Source organism: Sphingomonas sp. AC411, assembly GCF_979253035.1.
In genome coordinates this window covers 2,501-19,830 of the sequence record NZ_CEEDAQ010000001.1, presented here as the reverse complement: position 1 = coordinate 19,830, position 17,330 = coordinate 2,501, and the positions used below count along the sequence as shown (strand labels likewise).

The window sequence follows — 17,330 nt, the reverse complement described above, 5'->3', positions numbered from 1 at the left end:
CGTGATCCCCGAACCGACTGGTTCGGATCAGGCCCGTTCGCTTTTCATTGCGCTTCCCGGGCTTCGCCTGCCTGTCCTGCCGATCCCTTCCCCTTTCTGCGGTCGCGGCAGCGTGCAGCGATCCCTACCGTTCCTTCCGGTCAGATCGCCGAGAAGGGCGTAGCCCCAGCGGTCTAGCAGACGGGCGCTGTCCGCCACGGTGAGCGGGCCAGCTTCGCCACCGACGCCAGGACAATAGGAATGCATCATGGTCACCAAAGCATGGCCATCGGCGCCAAGCGGCTGCCGCTGCCACCACTGACCGAGCGCAGCAGAACTGAGCAGCAGCATGGCGGCGACGCGGAACACCATGGGCGGATTGCGCGAGATCATCGTCTTTTCTCCATCGAGCTTGTTACCCCATCGAGATCATCCAGCGTCGCCACCGGGAATCAGGATGCCGGTGGTGCCGATTGGCGGAGGCGCTCGGCACCCTCACCTTCACGCCTCCGGCTTGCGACGCCAAGCCTCACAGAAGTCGAGCCATCGCTCGGCCCAGGCGCCATGCTCGCTTTCAGCGAGGTCCGGATGCAGCTGAGCCCATCCGCACGCATCATGGATACGGCTGAACACGACGATGTGAGCGTGCGGTGCTTCCACAGCGAGTTGGTCACCGGGCGCGTGCAGCACGGCAAGGCTGGTGAGTTGCCTCGCCCGTGCCAGATGCAGCATCGCCCAGGTGGTCACCTTGTCGAACTGATCGTGCAGCGGTTCACCGCGAACGAATGGCAGCGTCAGGACAGCAGCGAGCAGCCGCTGGTGCTCGGGCACCGCCGCGTCATAATCAGCAAACAGCCGTTCGAGCGACACCGGGTCTGCGACACCCGGCGCGAGCAGCAGTCGGTGATCGCGCGCGGTCGTCGGCATACCGCAGCGGGTATGCGGGCTGGTCGGTCCGGGCTCGATCGGATTCATCTTGGCGAAGGCAAGCCGCGACAGACTTCGCTCCTGCCCCTTGGAGCGGGGACGCAACAGTGCGTAACCAAGCCCCGTCACGCCGGGCTGGCGCACATCGAACATCATGTCCGACGCTTCGCTGGGGCTAGCCCACACCTTGAGCTGGCTCATATCAGCGCCCCGCCATCAAGGCCGCAAGCGCGTCGGCGCCGAGCGCGAATCCATCTTCGCGCTCCTCGTCGCTGCTCCACGGTGGCACCTCACAACCGCGCAGCCCTACGCTGAAGAGGGCAAAGACGGTGTCGTCCGGATGATTGGGGACAAAATGCGCCGGTGCCGCTGCTCCGAGCCACAGCCGGGTAGGCGCCGACCAGAACAGGCGATGTCCATGCAGACCGACCGTAAAGCGGGCACGCCTTGCATCGGCGCCATCTGCTCGCGCCACCAGCGCGTCGCACCCGAACGCCGCCATCACCTCGCCCACGGCGGCGGCATCGCTGCCGTCCGACAGGGTTGAGGGCACAAGTAGCAGCCGCGCAGTGCGCGCGTGGAGGTAGTTGCGAATCTTCAACATCGGCACGTCGACGTCCGGTTCGAAGCGCAATGCCGCCAGGCGCGCAACCATGAGCGCTGCCGCGATGGCGGCAGCCTCGTTCGAATGATGGTTCATTGTGTTCGTCTCTCAACGGAGCAGGCGCGCGGGCTGTTCGCGTCACCTGTCAGGGATCATTTCACCTTCCGGTCCAGCCGAAAGGCTCCCCCACCTCTCTTCACTCGTCTCTAAGTTAACGTCATGCCGCTGCGGTGCAGCCGGCTCATCGGTGCGTGCAGATCATCTTGGCTTGTAAACTGGCTCGCCTAGATTTGGCCTGTTCGCCAGCATGCGAGCTGAGGCGCTGAAACCTTGTCAGTAAGTAGCCGAAGGCCCAATTCGAATCAGTTTTGGCCGGGACGCGGGCGTGCGTGTCCAGGCTTTCTTCGTGGCCTAAGAGCCCGACCGAAAATTGAGTTGAGCGATTTCAGTAGCTTGTGATTCACCGAGGGTTGCGAAGACCACGAGGATCACATGAGCTGGACTGAAACCGCTCGACGCGAGCATGACAGAAGCAGGCTGCGCTATGCAAGCGACTGCACCGATGAGGAATGGGCTGTCGTCCGGCCGTCATTGAGGCGAACCTCCAGGGTGGGACGCCCCCACAAGCACAGGGCGCGGACCCTGTTGATGCGATCCAGTATATCGCATCAACAGGGTGCCAATGGGCACAACTGCCCAAGGACTTTCCGCCTTTCACGACGGTGCAGTACCATTTCTACCGGATGCGCGACAGCGGCCTGCTCGATGTCGTCAACGCGGTGCTGGTGGCATGGGTGCGGGTCGCGGAGGGCCGCGAGGCCGAACCGACCGCGGGCATCATCGACAGCCAGTCCGTTAAGACCGCCCAAGCAGGCGGGCCGCGCGGCTACGACGCCGGCAAGAAGATCAAGGGTCGTAAACGCCATATCGTGACCGACACGCTCGGCAATATGCTCGAAGGTGTGGTGCACGGCGCCGATGTGCAGGACCGCGACGGGGCGCCCGGCCTGATCGAGCGATCCTGCGACGCGTATCCCGCGCTCATCAGACTGTATGCCGATGGCGGTTATGCCGGGCAGAAACTCAAAGCAGCCGTTACGCACATTGATCGGCTGACGATCGAAATCATTAGGCGCTCCGACCTTGTGGGCTTCGTCGTCCTGCCCCGGCGCTGGGTGGTCGAACGTACCCTGGCGTGGCTCAACCGATGCCGGCGTCTCGCCAAGGACTGGGAGACCTCCATCGCCTCGTCCGAGGCCTGGATGGTAGTCTCATCCATCAGGCGAATGACGCGCCGTATCGCTAAACTCGAATTATGAGTCGGGCTCTAAGACGCGCGCGCCTTCAATGCAGGTTTCCAATCTTCGGCTCAATTAGCCATCTCATTGACGATTGATTACCCTGCTGGGCGACGCTTTTAGTTCAGGGTTGCCAACTAGGAACGAGCGCCATGAGCCGAAGCGCCTCGATGTGACCGATTGCCTTACAGGCGACCAGAGGTTCCAAATCGGCTGCCGCGAGATGACGCAGTTCAGGCTGAGCGAAGGGTGGCGTCTTTAAAGTCGCCAAAGATCTCGATGATTTCGATGATGGTCCAGCTACGGACATCCACCTCAATCACGCGTCGCTGCTCAAAGGTCCAGATCGTTTCGCTGTCTGTCAGCACACTTCCGTTCAGACCGGACGATCGCAGCCACAAGCCGCGCACGGTCGTCCAGTGAGGCGGTAGGACAAGCCGACGGCCGCCTCTCACAATGTCACCTGAGCGATCTGGCGGCGCGCGCATGCACAGTCCATCTCCGCTAGCGCCGCTAGATATGCGACCTCCGTGATGGTCATGCGCCACTCGACCTGCTCGCCGCCGCAGGCCGTTTGTGCGATCGTTCGATCGGCCAGTGACGAGATAAATCCATCGAGCCGGGCGACGATACCGCGCAAACCTGCCCAATACTCGTGCGCTGCCCGCACGTTGTTGAGACCGTCCATATGTCCTCCGCGTCGCGGGGCCCAGGCGAACTGCCTTTTGCTCCTTCCCATCACGACCCGACGCTCCTCAGGCTTCAACTTCGTATCAGGGATCTTCTGGGTAGTAGGACAATCACGACAGAGACATTGGCTGGACTTGATATTTCTAATCAGGCATTGACGGTGTCAGCGCCCGCGATCGCGAGGTCTACCAATACCAGAACTCGGCATTTCTGCCTCGACCTGATCTGCGATGAGTATTCGGTTCCATTGAAGATTGGACTTAAATTTATCGTTTGATGACGATGGCCGCGCAACGGCGTTGAGCATTTGCCATCCACCGGGAATGTCCCGTAACGCGCAAAAGCTTTCCCAGACCGCTGCAGAACTGAAGCCGATATTGATGCAATCGTCGCTTCGCACGATCGCACCAAGACCTGCCCCAAGGTAATGCAATGGCATCGCGGCCGCTTCATCGAGAAGATCGCGCTGCGGGCTTGGCAACGCCCGATACTGCGGTGACTCTCGGTGGGCGGCTAGCTGATTGGAGAGCCAAGGTTCAGGAAAAAGTGCCTCTTTAACGGCCAAGTGAGCGCGCCCGACAGGTTTGCTATTTGGAGCCGTCGCTTGCCCACGCGTCGACGTCGTCGGCGTTGCTCGGCCGTCTACAGGACGACCTGCGATGTCAAGCAATGCACCGTTCTGAACTTTTACTGGCATCGGAGGGGCCGCTCGATCAACCGTCCGAGTTTTAGCGATATCGCGGGCACGCTCTGTGGATGACTTTACACGAATTTCGCATTTCGCCAGCGTTGTCGGCATCTGGCTGTTGTCTGCATTCGAGCGAATCCCGTCCTCGCTTCCAGTCTCTTCGGTCTCTTCAGTCTCCGACTGCTTCTTCCCGCAGGGCGGCGTCTCCTGATCTGCGACGGAAGCGGGATCCATCGCGATGACCGGCGAAATTGGACGACGTTTCGGACGCCGTGAAATGCGATCGTCTGTTAGCTCCGCCGCTGGCTCATTGGGATCAACGGCGCTCGCTTGCTTAGCCGAACCATTCGGAGAAGCTTCATCTGATGAACGGGTCAGCGGATTGTCCGACGAGAGACCGTTAATTTGCGCGTGTGGGTCTGGCTCATTCTGGAGCGCGGCTTTAGTCGCAACGTTGTCGGGACCGATTAGTCCAACCGCATCGCCCGAGATCGGCTTCATGCAAGCGGCAGAAGCCGACATCGGCTTGTCAGCGGTATTCGGCAGTTTTGGCGAATCAGTAAAATCGATGTTTCCGGATTCTTGGAAGGGACGATCATGGATCCTCGCCTCGTTTTCGGCTTGATCATTCTCGCTTATTTCTACCTCTGAGAGCTGGCTTAGGGCTATATCCTTCCCCCTCGTATCTGGAGCTTCCATGGCATGGGCCTGGACGTCCGCCCTAGAAATCGATCCCGGTCCACCATCGTCTTCGCCGCTCAAGCGTGGGTAGAAGTTTGCTGCGCCCAGTGCGGCCCTGACATCCTCGTCAAGATTCCATCTGGCGGTAATCGGGGCCGTAGTTTCCACAGACTTGGTCTCTGCAGATGTCGGTTGTTTTGCGAACAGCCCGGCGTCGTTTGGCCGAAACGTCCGGGTCGCGACTGGGACAACAGCAGCGCTGACTCCGTCTGAACCGGCACGTAGCGGCGAGAGTGCCGACACCAGTTTTACCGTCGAGTGATCCGTTACGGGTTTCATCATCTCGCCGCGTTCTTGCGTCGCATGCGGCTCGCCAATCAGGATTTTCTCGTTCGGCGCATTCCTGTTGACGAAGGCAACGTCAGCGTCGAAGCGGCCTCGCAGAAACAGCGGATGCGCCCCATAACGCCGGTTAAGTGTTGCTATCGCATCGTTGGCTGTTTTCGGGTGCCGTGTCCGGGCTTCAAGTTGGTCAACACCGTCTTTCGCGACGTAGCGGAGCAGGCGCTCAACGCCGTCGGTCTGCGCCAAGATGGCCGCTTCAAGAGCACGGTCTGCACGAAACGCAAAGGCGGGGTTTACGAGCAACTCAAGGTCGAGCGACTTGAGCCCCTTAAACTGCGTGCGCCCGTCCTCACGCCACAGGTGAACAAACGTCGTAGCGTCATCAGCCTGTTGTGGATGCCGGTGGATATATCGGATGAGTTTGTCGAAGTGCCGATGCGGTGACAGGCGAGTGATATGCCGCGCGGCCAACACCGAGCCGGCAACCCAGGCCTGCTCTAACGCAATCCGGTCGCACAGCTTTTGAGCCCGCGCTTCCAGGCGCTCCATTTCCAAGGTATGGTGTTTCGCTGTGGCTTGATACGGTGCGATGGCCTGCTCAATTTCGTCTATGTGGGCGAGCGCCAGCTGGTGCCTGGCCGCGATCCTGCTCCGCTCTCGAACATCCGCCGATTTCGCCAGCCCGGCATCGATATCCGCAATAAGGCGAGCGCAGTTCTCGGCCAGCCGAACTGCCGCTGACAAAGCCATTTCAAGCTGTAGAGCCACCTCATCAAGTGCATCACGGCCTTCTTCGATATGTTGAAATATGCCAGTGAGCTCGTCTCGCAGCTTTGCCATCGGCACGTCGCCAACACGCGGCTTGACCGCTCGAAAGGCCTTAAGCATGTCGACGTGACGATCACGGCGCTCGCGCGAATGATTGGCCAGCTCGAGCTTGCGTGCAGACCAGTATGTTTGCGCATTGTCGCGATCTTTCGGCACATCGATGCCCGCCTTCACCAACGCCGAAGCCGCCTTGCCGAGCGACATCATCGGCGCCGCTGCTATGCCCATCTGTTCGTAGGTGCGCGGATCGCACAACCGTCCTGAACGTGCCCGCGTGAGATGGAAGTTACATATGTCGGCAAAACGTTTGCGCAGGGCAACAACGTCTGCGCTGGCACTGGTTTGATGAAACGTGCTTTGCCGACGTTCCTTCGTCCAGCCCGCCAGTTCGCCAGGACGGAGCTTGCGGCCCGAAGCAAGATCAAACCGACCGTCCGCGCCGCGCCTGCATATCGCTGGATAGAATATGAAATGAGGATGATGATTGGCGCGGTGGTTGTAGCCATTGGGTCTGTGAAGTGCTGCTGTGAAGGGGAGGCCAAGGGTGTCAAGCTCTGCACCAAACTGTGTGACGATGTCCCTATGCGCGGCGGCATCAAGCTCGGCTGGCAGTGATGCTACGAACTGTTTTTGCACTTGCCCAAAACGTGGTCGAACGAAGTGCAGCCCTCGTGTCTTCAGGTCCGCGCCGTAGGTTGTGCCAAGCTGTCCTGCCCAGTCGAGATCTTCTTGTCGAAGCTCGAGTTCCAGCAGTCGGCTACCGTCGCGGACGTAGCAGCGACCTTGATCAATTTGCTCCCCTCTCCTGAGCGCCGCAACAATGTTGATCAGGGCTGCCGGGGCGTTCGGGTCGGCGCTCAGCGTCTCCCAATCGCTTTCGCTCATCGTGGTCAGGTTCAATCGCAGGCGCGGCGCGCCAGCCTTGCGTTCGACCCTCCAAGCTTCTTCCCAGAACGCGATGCGTTCTACACCAACGTCCGAGATGTTCGAGTGAATGAAGACGACGCGAGAGTCCGGGTCGTTGACTGAATCATCGGCTTGATCACCATCGACGACATAGCGCTCGGAACCAGCTGCCCTCGACAATTCACGGGCCCAGTTGTCGGTAAGATACCGTTCTTGCCCTACCGCAGCATTAACTGAACTACGGCCTGCTGCGGTCGCGCTGTCGCTTCTGGAGATCGTCGAAAGGCGCGTGTGAAAACTGGTTGCGCCATTCGCCGCGGTCGGCCGTTCGCCGGCAGCCGGTCGTTGAAGATTGATGGTACCGACCCAACGAGACTTCCGGCTTGTCACGTCTTGGATTCCACGCTGCCGTCCAGGCCTGACTGTCCCGACAAGCCCTTCCCGCTCCTGCCAATCGATACGTCGACGCAACGCTTCGGTCATGTGAGTTATGTCGGCGGGAACGGGCATCTCGGTGTCCAGGATGATGGTGCGACAACCAGCATGCCCGTATGGCGATACGCAGTAATGGGTAACTAACAATCGCCCAAGATATGCTGCCCCTGCCCCGCCTTCCGAGGCACAGCCAGAGGACCCCTGCGCGCTCGGCGTGCAGGCCGACCCTGCCCCCGACTTCCGCACGCGGAAATCCGATTATAGCGCAGCGCGCGCAAATAACGGCTTGAGCCGTTGTTTGCAGCTTTGCACAAAAACCTGAACTTCCCACTGTTTTCTCCCCTCGCGTACACGTGCACGCGAACACGCATGTGCGGGTGAGCACGTCATGGGTGAAGGCGCGCACATCCGCGCCTGTGTGAAATGAAGATTTAGGTACCCTGTCCGGGGTTCGGTCAGCCGCCTTAAGACACGGCCAATGACGCACTGTCGCATCATCAGGAGCCAAAGACAATGACCGATAAAACCGATCCCGCCATTACGAATGTGCTCGCTGCTCTCGCCGTCGAACTAGGCATCACGGCCAATCGGCAACCGTGGAGTATGGACCGGATCGCCGCTCTGATCGATATGCCTGCGCGACGTGATCTCGTCACCGAATTGCTGTTCGGCATCCTGCCTGCAACGATCGATGCCGGCCAATGGATTGCCTGGATACAGGGCGACCAGCCGCCAGTCCCGGCCAGTCTGAAGAACCCGGAGAACAGCGCCCGGCCATCCGCACGTGGCGCAGTGCAAGCAGCGACGACCAAGCATCAGTCGGCAATGGATAAAGTCGCCCGTCTGGAAGCGCAGCTGGTGCAGGCGAAGCAGGAACAGGTAGTTGCCGAAGCAGACCGTCAACGTAGTGCAGACCAGCTCCGCGCTGTGGTCGTCTACCGAATCATGGTCGAGATTGGCCGTCAGGCATCCGGTATCGCGCTGGGTCCTCTCTATGCCCTCGCGCGCGCGGTCTCACCCTATCTGCAGCAGGATCTGGCGTTCGAAAACGCCCTCGACGATCAGGGGCGTATCCTCCTGAACGAGCGTCGCCAAACCCGCGAACAAGACAGTCGCGAGATGCTCGACCGGCTCGACCGCTACGCAGGCGAGCAGGCGCTCGAACTGAAGCTCCATCGCGCCATGCTGAAGGTGATCTCGGGCCTTTCATGACGAGAGGGAGGCCGAGAACGCGGCAGCGCGTGAAGCTGGTCAGAGGTTGCCCACCGTCAGGAAGCGACAGGCGGTACGCCGCACCTCCGAGGCGCAACAGCGCGACGTCCACCCGGCCGCACCGCGGGCAGACGTCATCGATGTTTTCGATGCCTTCGCGAGCCTGCGGTCTGACGCTTCCAATGACAACGACGAGCCCGCGTGAGTTCATTCGTGGGAAGCAAATGCGAGTGGCTGCTCGGCTCACGTTGTCGAGCAGCCGGGATTTTTTCGTCGAACATACGGACATGAATGAGGAGCAAAGACGATGGGCAAGATCAACGACGTTAAGACCACAGCCTCCAGGGTTTCGACACATCCGGTAAGCGGCCTTCGGAAGGCCGCCTCGTCCTCCCCGAAGTTGACGTTCGAACCAAAGCCGTCAGCCATGACGAAACGAGCGGCAAGCAACGACAATAGCGCGTCAGACAGGAAGTACGATCAGTACTATACGCTACCAGATGTCGCCGCCTTTTTCTACGACTGTTTCAAAGAATATTTCGATCCTTCCGAATACAGAATGGTCGAGCCTAGCGCCGGGACGGGATCGTTTTACAAGATATTGCCCAGCGGCAGTATCGCCTTTGATATCGAACCTAAATACCCTGGCATCATTAACGCCAACTTTCTCGACGTTATAATCAAAACTGACCGACCAATTGCAATCATCGGCAATCCGCCTTTTGGCAAGAACTCCAGCACAGCAGTCCGATTCTTTAACCATGCTGCTCGCCAGTCCAGCGTAATTGCGTTCATTCTACCAAGGACGTTCCGGAAGGCATCGATCGTGAACCGGCTTGATCGTTCCTTCCATCTGGTGCGCGAATGGGATGTGCCTGCCGACGCATTCCTGTTCCGGTCCAAGCCGTACGATGTGCCAGCGGTATTCCAGATCTGGCGTCGCAAGCCGGAACTCCGCAAATTGCGCCCAGTCCAGACGCGACACCCCGACTTCAAATTCACGACGAAGGAATGTGCCGATTTCGCAATTCAGCGCGTAGGTGGACAGGCCGGTCGAGTGCATCAGGACTTTTCAAAGAGCCCGTCTGCGCATTATTTCATACAGGGGAACGTCAAGCACGTGATGGAACAACTTGACTTCGCTAGAGTCACTGGCGACGTTGCAGGTAATCCCAGCCTCGCGAAGTCCGAGATCGTCGCACTGTATCGTGACTGGCGAAAGAAAAATCCGAAACTTAACGTTAGCTAGCATACCATTACCAAACAACTTTATCAGCTGAAGCTACGCCTCCTCTCGAGCACTGGATACAACCGGCATTCCACCGGGAAAGACTTCAGTGGCCGCCAGATCGCGACAGTCGGGAAATCAACCTATTTATTCGGTCGTGTGTCGGAACAGCGTATCCTTATTTCGACCATACATCGATGACGTAAAGTGGCTCGCCAGAACAGAATAACCGGCTTGGGATAGAGAGCGATTGTTCTATCTTTTGACACCCAATGCCTTGCCTACGCTTAAGCGATTACGCTGTCACCGGTCGTACCCTTCGAAAAAGAATTTCGCGCTTCACCATAACATGCGATCACGTTCGACCCTGCGGTGGCACTTTTTTTACCCGTCTTGCGTTTGGATGCAGTCCGCCAAGTGCTTTTGGCGCAACTAAGATTTATCGCCTGTAGACATGAGGCGTCTCACGTATTAATGATCCAGCGCTTCGTTTTGAGATGCGCGAACGAAGCACTAGGTTCATGGTCGCCACCTGGAGCGGCTGCATGCAGGTCGCCGGGGCGCGCTATCAACCCCGCCTTTCCGTCTCCCGCCGCTGCGAGTGCGGGTCAGCAAACGCCCTTCGGGGTTGATCGATACGGTTCCAGGGACCGCATGCGCTGACCTGAGTATTCTCTATGAACACATACTTGAACACGGTGCCGTTCGTCGGTCGTCATCGCCCCGCGAGCCTCGTAAACCACGCCCTCTTCTCCAGCGGCACTCCTTTGAGCCGTATCGAGGATCTGGCGGCTGCCTATATCTCCTCGGTCCTGAACGATCAGCGACAAGAGCCGGTGGCGCCTTCCGCCCTTCGCGCCGACGTCACCTGGAGGAAATACACACTGAAGGTTGCTGTCGAGGGCCGGCAGCGAGACCTTCGCCATCTTTCCGGCGAGCTGCTTCTCAAGCCGCTGGTATTTCCCCGCCACTATCGCCTGCCCGGCAGCATCGGCGTATGGGTAACGCGCATGCTGACGGGCGGAACGACGATCGCCGACGTCGACCAACTACAGAAGGATCTCGGGTTCGACATCGTGCGGCACACGGTAAACCTGCAGGCACTTCGCGCCTCGTCTGCCATCGGCTGGCGGCTTCTCCTTCGAGGTGATCTTGCCGGCCTCTACCTGCTGGCACCTGACTCACCCGACCAGCGAACGCTTCTCCGCGCAGTCGTACGCGACCACGCACTGCTCCTCGGTGTCGTCCGCGCCCGACTCCTCGCCGAGTATCTACGACGCCTTGCGACCGAGCCGATGGGTCCGCGCTTCGTCGATGACGATCCAGCTTGGGCGAGGCAAGGCACCCTTCTTATTGATCGGCTCGTCAAACCCTCTAGACGCCTAGACCAGTTTCTCGGCATGGCAGGGGGCGGCTCGGGTAGAAAAACGCTGGATCGCGCGATCGCCAGCGGCCGGCTCGCCTATGATCATCGGCTCCTTTCGATGGCACGCCGCATCTACCAGCGCATCGGTCCCGCCGCGTTCGTCGCCACAGCGAATCTGCGCATAGCTGCAAGCATCCAGACCGAGATCGCGCCGCTGACCGCTATCACCCCGAAGATGCTTCGCACCGATGGGATGGGTAAGGAGAGCTTCGCGCAGGCACAGCTCGGACTGTCGGTTCCCGAGGCCGTTACCGTCCTGGCCATGAACCTTATCGCCCTGCCCGGCCGACTGGATGCGGCACTCCGCGCCATCGACGAAGGACAGCAGGTGTCGATGGCGGCGCCGGCACCGCCTGCCTTGCCTGGCACCGCCAACCGCGTGCGCCGGACTGCCACCGCGCTGAAGGCGATCAGCCTTTGCGACCGGCATATCGGCGATACGAGCACCGACCCCGACAACAAGGCGGGCAGAAAACTGCATCAGCGGGTCATTAAGCTCTTGGCAGACTCGAAGCCGCCGCACGGTGCGGCCCTGCTTCAGATCTCGCCCGCGGAGTGGCTGCGGCGATGATCGCCGCAGCAGTTTTAGGTACCCTGTCCGCTCATCGTCCGAGCCTTCATCCCATCATGGATGAGACCCGCTGCCACTCCTGCTCCCGCCAACCCATCGCACGCTGCCAATCCAGCCTTCGCCATCGGCATGACAAAGCTCGTCCGACTGATGGCGAGGCAGGCGGCAGCCGAACATTATGCACGCTGCGCATCCGCCTCGCAGGCAACCAATGATCCCGACACACCCGCTGCTTAATGTACTCCTGACACAAGGTGCTCCTCCGCCATGCTGATGCGCCCTGCCCCCGCATCGTCCTCTACGGGCGCCACTCGACCGCGATGCAAACGGCTACGTCGAGTATTGATCAGACAGAATCGTGCATGAAACTTGTCGCCTATGTTGGCGGCGCGGTGATGGCGACCTATCACGACCCCGAGCAGTCCGGCTATCGCCGTGATCGGCCCGGCCTGAGGAAACTGCTGGCGGACATCGAGTCGGGAACAGTCGACTTGATCGTCTGCGAAGCGCTCGACAGGCTTGCGCGAGACGCGGAGGATGTGGCGTGGCTCGGCAAGAAGTTGGCATACCACCGGGTGCAGTTGCACACGGTGAGCGAGGGGCATGTCGACGAGATCAAGTTCGCCGTCGCCGGGCTGCTGGGCGCGATCTTCCTCAAGCACCTCATTGACAAGACCTTGCGCGGCATGGAGGCAGCGGTGCTTGCGGGACGGTGTGCCGGCGGTCGCTCCTATGGCTACAAGCGGGTCATCCGCCTCGACGACCGCGGCGAGCGCGTTCGCGGCCTGCTGGAGGTCGACAAGGCACAGGCCGCAATCGTCGAGCGGATCTTTACCGAGTTCGCGGCCGGAGCGTCTTCCATCCAGATTGCGACCAGTCTGAATGCCGACGGCGTGCCCGGTCCGCGCGGCGGGCAATGGAATGCCTCGACGGTCCGCGGCGACCCGAAAAAGGCGACCGGCATTCTCAACAACCCGCTTTATGTTGGCCGGCTGGTATGGGGACGCCGGCAATGGCGTCGCAACCCGGACAGCGAGAAGCGCGAGCGACGCTATCGCCTACGCGAACATTCAGAATGGATCGAGGTCGCCGTACCTGATCTGCGCATCGTCGATGACGCACAGTGGAGCGCGGTTCAGACCCAGATCGAGCAGCGTTCGCGTCCCAGCAACGATGTTCCGATCGCCCGTCAGAACCGCAGGAAGCACTTGCTGTCGGGACTCATCCGCTGCAGCTGCTGTGGGTCGGGCTACACTATTTCGGGCAAGGACTATTATCGCTGCGCCGGCCAGAAGGAGCGCGGCACCTGCTCGAACACGGTCTCGGTCCGAAAGGGCCCTCTCGAAACGGCGACCCTCTCGATTTTGCAACACCAGTTGCTGACCGAGGATCATGCGCGGTTGTTCGCGGACGAGTTCCAGCGGGAGCTGGCGCGGCTGACGAGCACGTCGGCGAGGCAGGATCAATCGATCATCGACCGCCTCGCCGTAGTCACCCGCGAGATCGACACGCTGGCCGCCAACATGCTGGCCGCGGTGGCGAGCCCCGCCCTGCTGAAGCTCCTTGGCGACCGCGAGGCCGAGAAAGCGCGCCTTGAAGGACAGTTGAATACGCCAATGGCGGTCGCGCCCTCCGCGACGATTCTGTCGCGTCCGTCAGTGCAGCAACTATTTGAGGAAAAGGTCAGCCGCTTGCGCGAGGCGCTCGACGCTGAAACGGTCCGCGGCGAGGCGGCAGAGATCTTGTCGACGCTCATCGAAAGCGTGACGATCTACCCGAACGGCACGGATGGCCCGGAGGCGGAGGTCGTCGCGAAGGTCGCAGACCTTGTCGCCTTTGCCACAAACGACAACGCCGCCCGTGAGGGCGGCATGTCGAGTTCTATGGTGGTGGTTGCGGGGACAGGATTTGAACCTGTGACCTTCAGGTTATGAGCCTGACGAGCTACCGGGCTGCTCCACCCCGCGCCGAGATCCCATTAAAGTGTTACTTTAATGGGGCCCGAGTTCCCGTGAGGGAATAGGTGTATGGGACGTTTGTGAATGGGTTTTCGATATGTGCTGCATGTTGCACGGGCTTCAATGCCTGGCGACGACCTACTCTTCCATCGCTTGAGCGATAGTACCATTGGCGCAGTCGGGTTTCACGGCCGAGTTCGGAATGGGATCGGGTGGGACACCGACGCTATAGCCACCAGGCAATGGAGCCGGTGCGACATGCGTTGCGTCATATCTGGGTCCCTCAGCTTTGCTTTGCAGCGTGGCTGAGGGTTTAAAATCGATACCGTGCAAGGTTTGTAGTGGTATTCGACCAATCCCTCGACGGCGAGGGGATTGGCAATCTGGCGTCGTCTTAATCATCCGCACTATCGAATGGCTAGCTGGTTGCCCAGTGTTGTCATTGATGGTGTGAGACTCTCAAGCGCGAATAGAGCAATTAGTATCGGTTAGCTCCATGCGTTACCGCACTTCTACATCCGATCTATCAACGTCGTGGTCTCCGACGGCTCTATGAAATCTTATCTCGAGGGAGGCTTCCCGCTTAGATGCTTTCAGCGGTTATCCCGTCCATACATAGCTACCCAGCTGCGCTCCTGGCGGAACGACTGGTACACCAGAGGTATGTTCAACCCGGTCCTCTCGTACTAGGGTCAACTCCTCTCAAATTTCGACGCCCACGGCAGATAGGGACCAAACTGTCTCGCGACGTTCTGAACCCAGCTCACGTACCACTTTAATTGGCGAACAGCCAAACCCTTGGGACCTGCTCCAGCCCCAGGATGTGATGAGCCGACATCGAGGTGCCAAACAACCCCGTCGATATGAGCTCTTGGGGGTTATCAGCCTGTTATCCCCGGCGTACCTTTTATCCGTTGAGCGATGGCCCTTCCACGAGGGACCACCGGATCACTATGACCGACTTTCGTCTCTGCTCGACTTGTCAGTCTCGCAGTCAGGCGGGCTTATGCCATTGCACTCTAACAGACGGTTTCCGACCGTCCTGAGCCCACCATTGCGCGCCTCCGTTACTCTTTAGGAGGCGACCGCCCCAGTCAAACTACCCGCCACAGAGGGTCCCTGTTCCGGCTTACGGAACGAGGTTAGACATCAGAAACAAACAGGGTGGTATTTCACCTATGGCTCCACATCAGCTGGCGCCGATGCTTCAAAGCCTCCCACCTATGCTACACAGTTTCTTCCTAATGCCACTCTGAAGCTGCAGTAAAGGTGCACGGGGTCTTTCCGTCTAACCGCGGGTACTCCGCATCTTCACGGAGAATTCAATTTCGCTGAGCATGTCCTGGAGACAGTGGGGAAGTCGTTACGCCATTCGTGCAGGTCGGAACTTACCCGACAAGGAATTTCGCTACCTTAGGACCGTTATAGTTACGGCCGCCGTTTACCTGGGCTTCATTTCAGAGCTTGCACCCCTCCACTTAACCTTCAGGCACCGGGCAGGCGTCAGGCCCTATACGTCGTCTTGAAGCCGACTTAGCAGAGCCCTGTGTTTTTGCTAAACAGTCGCTACCCCCTGGCCTGTGCCCCCTCAAAGTGCTTGCGCATAGTGAGGGCCTCCTTCTTCCGAAGGTACGGAGGCAATTTGCCGAGTTCCTTCAGGACACTTCTCTCAAGCGCCTTGGTATACTCTACCTGACCACCTGTGTCGGTTTCGGGTACGGTCTATACGGTGGGGCTATTTCCTGGAACCATTTCGAAGCCATCCCAATCCGATAAGGGATGACAACACACATGATCCGTCACACACCACCAGGCCCACGAATATTAACGTGGTTCCCATCGACTACCCCTTCGGGCTCGTCTTAGGGGCCGGCTCACCCTGCGCGGATTAGCCTTGCGCAGGAACCCTTGGTCTTTCGGCGAGAGGGCATCTCACCCTCTTTATCGCTACTCATGTCTGCATTCGCACTTCCGATACCTCCACGACCCATTACCAGATCGCTTCACAGGCTTACGGAACGCTCCGCTACCGCGTACCACATAAGTGGCACACCCTAAGCTTCGGCACGTATCTTGAGCCCCGTTACATCTTCGCCGCAGGACCTCTTGTTTAGACCAGTGAGCTGTTACGCTTTCTTTAAAGGATGGCTGCTTCTAAGCCAACCTCCTGGTTGTTTTGGAAGTCCCACATGCTTTCCCACTTAGATACGATTTGGGGGCCTTAGCTGTAGGTCAGGGCTGTTTCCCTTTTGACGACGGACCTTAGCACCCGCCGTCTGTCTCCCGCATATCACTCTTAGGTATTCGGAGTTTGGTTAGGTTTGGTAGATCTCGCGACCCCCTAGCCCATCCAGTGCTCTACCCCTAAGGTGTTCGTGCGAGGCACTACCTCAATAGTTTTCGCGGAGAACCAGCTATTTCCCGGCTTGATTGGCCTTTCACCCCTAAACACAACTCATCCGGTAACTTTTCAACGTTAATCGGTTCGGACCTCCAGTGCATGTTACTGCACCTTCATCCTGGTCATGCCTAGATCGCCGGGTTTCGGGTCTAATACATCAAACTCTAGCGCCCTATTCAGACTCGCTTTCGCTGCGCCTACACCTATCGGCTTAAGCTTGCTTGATACATTAAGTCACAGACCCATTATGCAAGAGGTACGCTGTCAGGCCATAAAAGCCCTCCAACTGCTTGTAGGCAATCCGTTTCAGGTACTGTTTCACTCCCTCATCGGGGTGCTTTTCACCTTTCCCTCACGGTACTAGTTCGCTATCGGTCACATACGAGTATTTAGGCTTGGAGGGTGGTCCCCCCATGTTCAGACAGAATTTCACGTGTTCCGCCCTACTCGAGTCCTGATGTTTCATTTTCGCATACGGGGCTGTCACCCGCTATGGCGCTACTTTCCAGAAGCTTCTGCTAATTCACCATCAGGCACTGGCCTGGTCCGCGTTCGCTCGCCACTACTAACGGAATCTCGGTTGATGTCTTTTCCTCCAGCTACTGAGATGTTTCAGTTCGCCGGGTTCGCTTCACGAAGCCTATGTATTCAGCTAAGTGATACCTAACCTAATTAACTCCATCTAAGCGTTGCCGCTAAGATCGAATTAATCGGGATAGGTGGGTTTCCCCATTCGGAAATCGTCGGGTCAATGCTTGCTCACAGCTCACCGACGCTTATCGCAGCGTGCCACGTCCTTCATCGCCTGTATGTGCCAAGGCATCCACGAATTGCCCTTACCTCACGCTTGAGAGTCCACACCACCAACGACATCACTGGGTGCCTCCGAAGAGGTCACCAACTCGGCAGAGCAGTGCGCGTTGGCCTTTGTCAGGTGCGGATGATTATAATCTCAGCCAGATTATTAGTTATGATGATGTCGATATCTGGAGTCTTGAACTGCTCGTCGAGATCGCGCTGCACAGAAGTGCCTCACGAACCGCCGAAGCAATCCTCGTCTCCAAAATCGAGCACCTCACGGCATCGATTTTAAAAACCCATTCACAATGTCAAATACGACGGGCGTACCTGTCAATCACCGTGCTCTCGCACG

At 58.9% G+C, this 17,330-nt stretch carries 11 protein-coding genes, 1 tRNA gene and 2 rRNA genes; 5 read left to right on the top strand and 9 right to left on the bottom strand.

The window, feature by feature from the left end; all coding sequences use genetic code 11:
- Nucleotides 1–27 precede the first annotated feature (27 nt).
- The 3 genes from AC0IX7_RS00085 to AC0IX7_RS00075 all read right to left on the bottom strand — a co-directional run bounded on the left by AC0IX7_RS00085 (nt 28) and on the right by AC0IX7_RS00075 (nt 1,606).
- Entirely contained in the window at nt 28–372 is a 345-nt protein-coding gene (locus tag AC0IX7_RS00085; protein WP_471809966.1) for a hypothetical protein, read from the bottom strand.
- Between the two features lie 108 nt (nt 373–480).
- Nucleotides 481–1,107, bottom strand: coding sequence for a hypothetical protein (locus AC0IX7_RS00080; RefSeq protein ID WP_471809965.1), 627 nt, complete (start codon nt 1,105–1,107; stop codon nt 481–483).
- 1 nt (nt 1,108) lies between these two features.
- The gene (locus tag AC0IX7_RS00075; RefSeq protein ID WP_333922083.1) at nt 1,109–1,606 is read right to left on the bottom strand and encodes a hypothetical protein; all 498 of its coding nucleotides are present in this window, start codon (nt 1,604–1,606) and stop codon (nt 1,109–1,111) included.
- Nucleotides 1,607–2,002: 396 nt separating this feature from the next.
- Between AC0IX7_RS00075 and AC0IX7_RS00070 the strand changes: the two genes are divergently transcribed.
- Nucleotides 2,003–2,829 (top strand): IS5 family transposase gene (locus tag AC0IX7_RS00070; RefSeq protein ID WP_471809964.1). Its coding sequence is split into 2 segments (ribosomal slippage): nt 2,003–2,153 and nt 2,153–2,829, totalling 828 coding nucleotides; the frame shifts between segments, so codons are not numbered across the junction.
- Nucleotides 2,830–3,041: 212 nt separating this feature from the next.
- Here AC0IX7_RS00070 and AC0IX7_RS00065 read toward each other — a convergent pair.
- From AC0IX7_RS00065 to AC0IX7_RS00055, 3 genes are all read right to left on the bottom strand, one after another.
- Nucleotides 3,042–3,218, bottom strand: coding sequence for a hypothetical protein (locus AC0IX7_RS00065; RefSeq protein ID WP_471809963.1), 177 nt, complete (start codon nt 3,216–3,218; stop codon nt 3,042–3,044).
- 41 nt (nt 3,219–3,259) lie between these two features.
- On the bottom strand, nt 3,260–3,496 hold the full coding sequence (locus tag AC0IX7_RS00060) for a hypothetical protein (RefSeq protein WP_471809962.1): 237 nt from the start codon (nt 3,494–3,496) through the stop codon (nt 3,260–3,262).
- 165 nt (nt 3,497–3,661) lie between these two features.
- Nucleotides 3,662–7,429 (bottom strand): MobA/MobL family protein, encoded by a 3,768-nt coding sequence (locus tag AC0IX7_RS00055; protein WP_471809961.1) that lies wholly within the window; start codon nt 7,427–7,429, stop codon nt 3,662–3,664.
- A 465-nt stretch (nt 7,430–7,894) separates the two neighbouring features.
- Here AC0IX7_RS00055 and AC0IX7_RS00050 point away from each other — a divergent pair, with 465 nt between their 5' ends.
- The 4 genes from AC0IX7_RS00050 (at nt 7,895) to AC0IX7_RS00035 (ending at nt 13,752) form a co-directional block, all read left to right on the top strand.
- Entirely contained in the window at nt 7,895–8,593 is a 699-nt protein-coding gene (locus tag AC0IX7_RS00050) for a hypothetical protein (protein WP_471809960.1), read from the top strand.
- A gap of 307 nt (nt 8,594–8,900) precedes the next feature.
- On the top strand, nt 8,901–9,842 hold the full coding sequence (locus AC0IX7_RS00045; protein WP_333922078.1) for an SAM-dependent methyltransferase: 942 nt from the start codon (nt 8,901–8,903) through the stop codon (nt 9,840–9,842).
- Nucleotides 9,843–10,510: 668 nt separating this feature from the next.
- A complete protein-coding gene (locus AC0IX7_RS00040) occupies nt 10,511–11,818 on the top strand; it encodes a hypothetical protein (RefSeq protein ID WP_333922077.1) in 1,308 nt (435 codons plus the stop codon).
- A 320-nt stretch (nt 11,819–12,138) separates the two neighbouring features.
- A complete protein-coding gene (locus AC0IX7_RS00035) occupies nt 12,139–13,752 on the top strand; it encodes a recombinase family protein (protein ID WP_471813670.1) in 1,614 nt (537 codons plus the stop codon).
- Here AC0IX7_RS00035 and AC0IX7_RS00030 read toward each other — a convergent pair.
- The 3 genes from AC0IX7_RS00030 to AC0IX7_RS00020 form a co-directional block, all read right to left on the bottom strand.
- Nucleotides 13,709–13,785 (bottom strand) — tRNA-Met (locus tag AC0IX7_RS00030). The genes AC0IX7_RS00035 and AC0IX7_RS00030 overlap by 44 nt on opposite strands.
- 116 nt (nt 13,786–13,901) lie before the next feature.
- Nucleotides 13,902–14,016 (bottom strand): 5S ribosomal RNA (gene rrf / locus AC0IX7_RS00025).
- Between the two features lie 218 nt (nt 14,017–14,234).
- A 23S ribosomal RNA gene (locus tag AC0IX7_RS00020) occupies nt 14,235–17,027 on the bottom strand.
- Nucleotides 17,028–17,330: the final 303 nt, after the last annotated feature.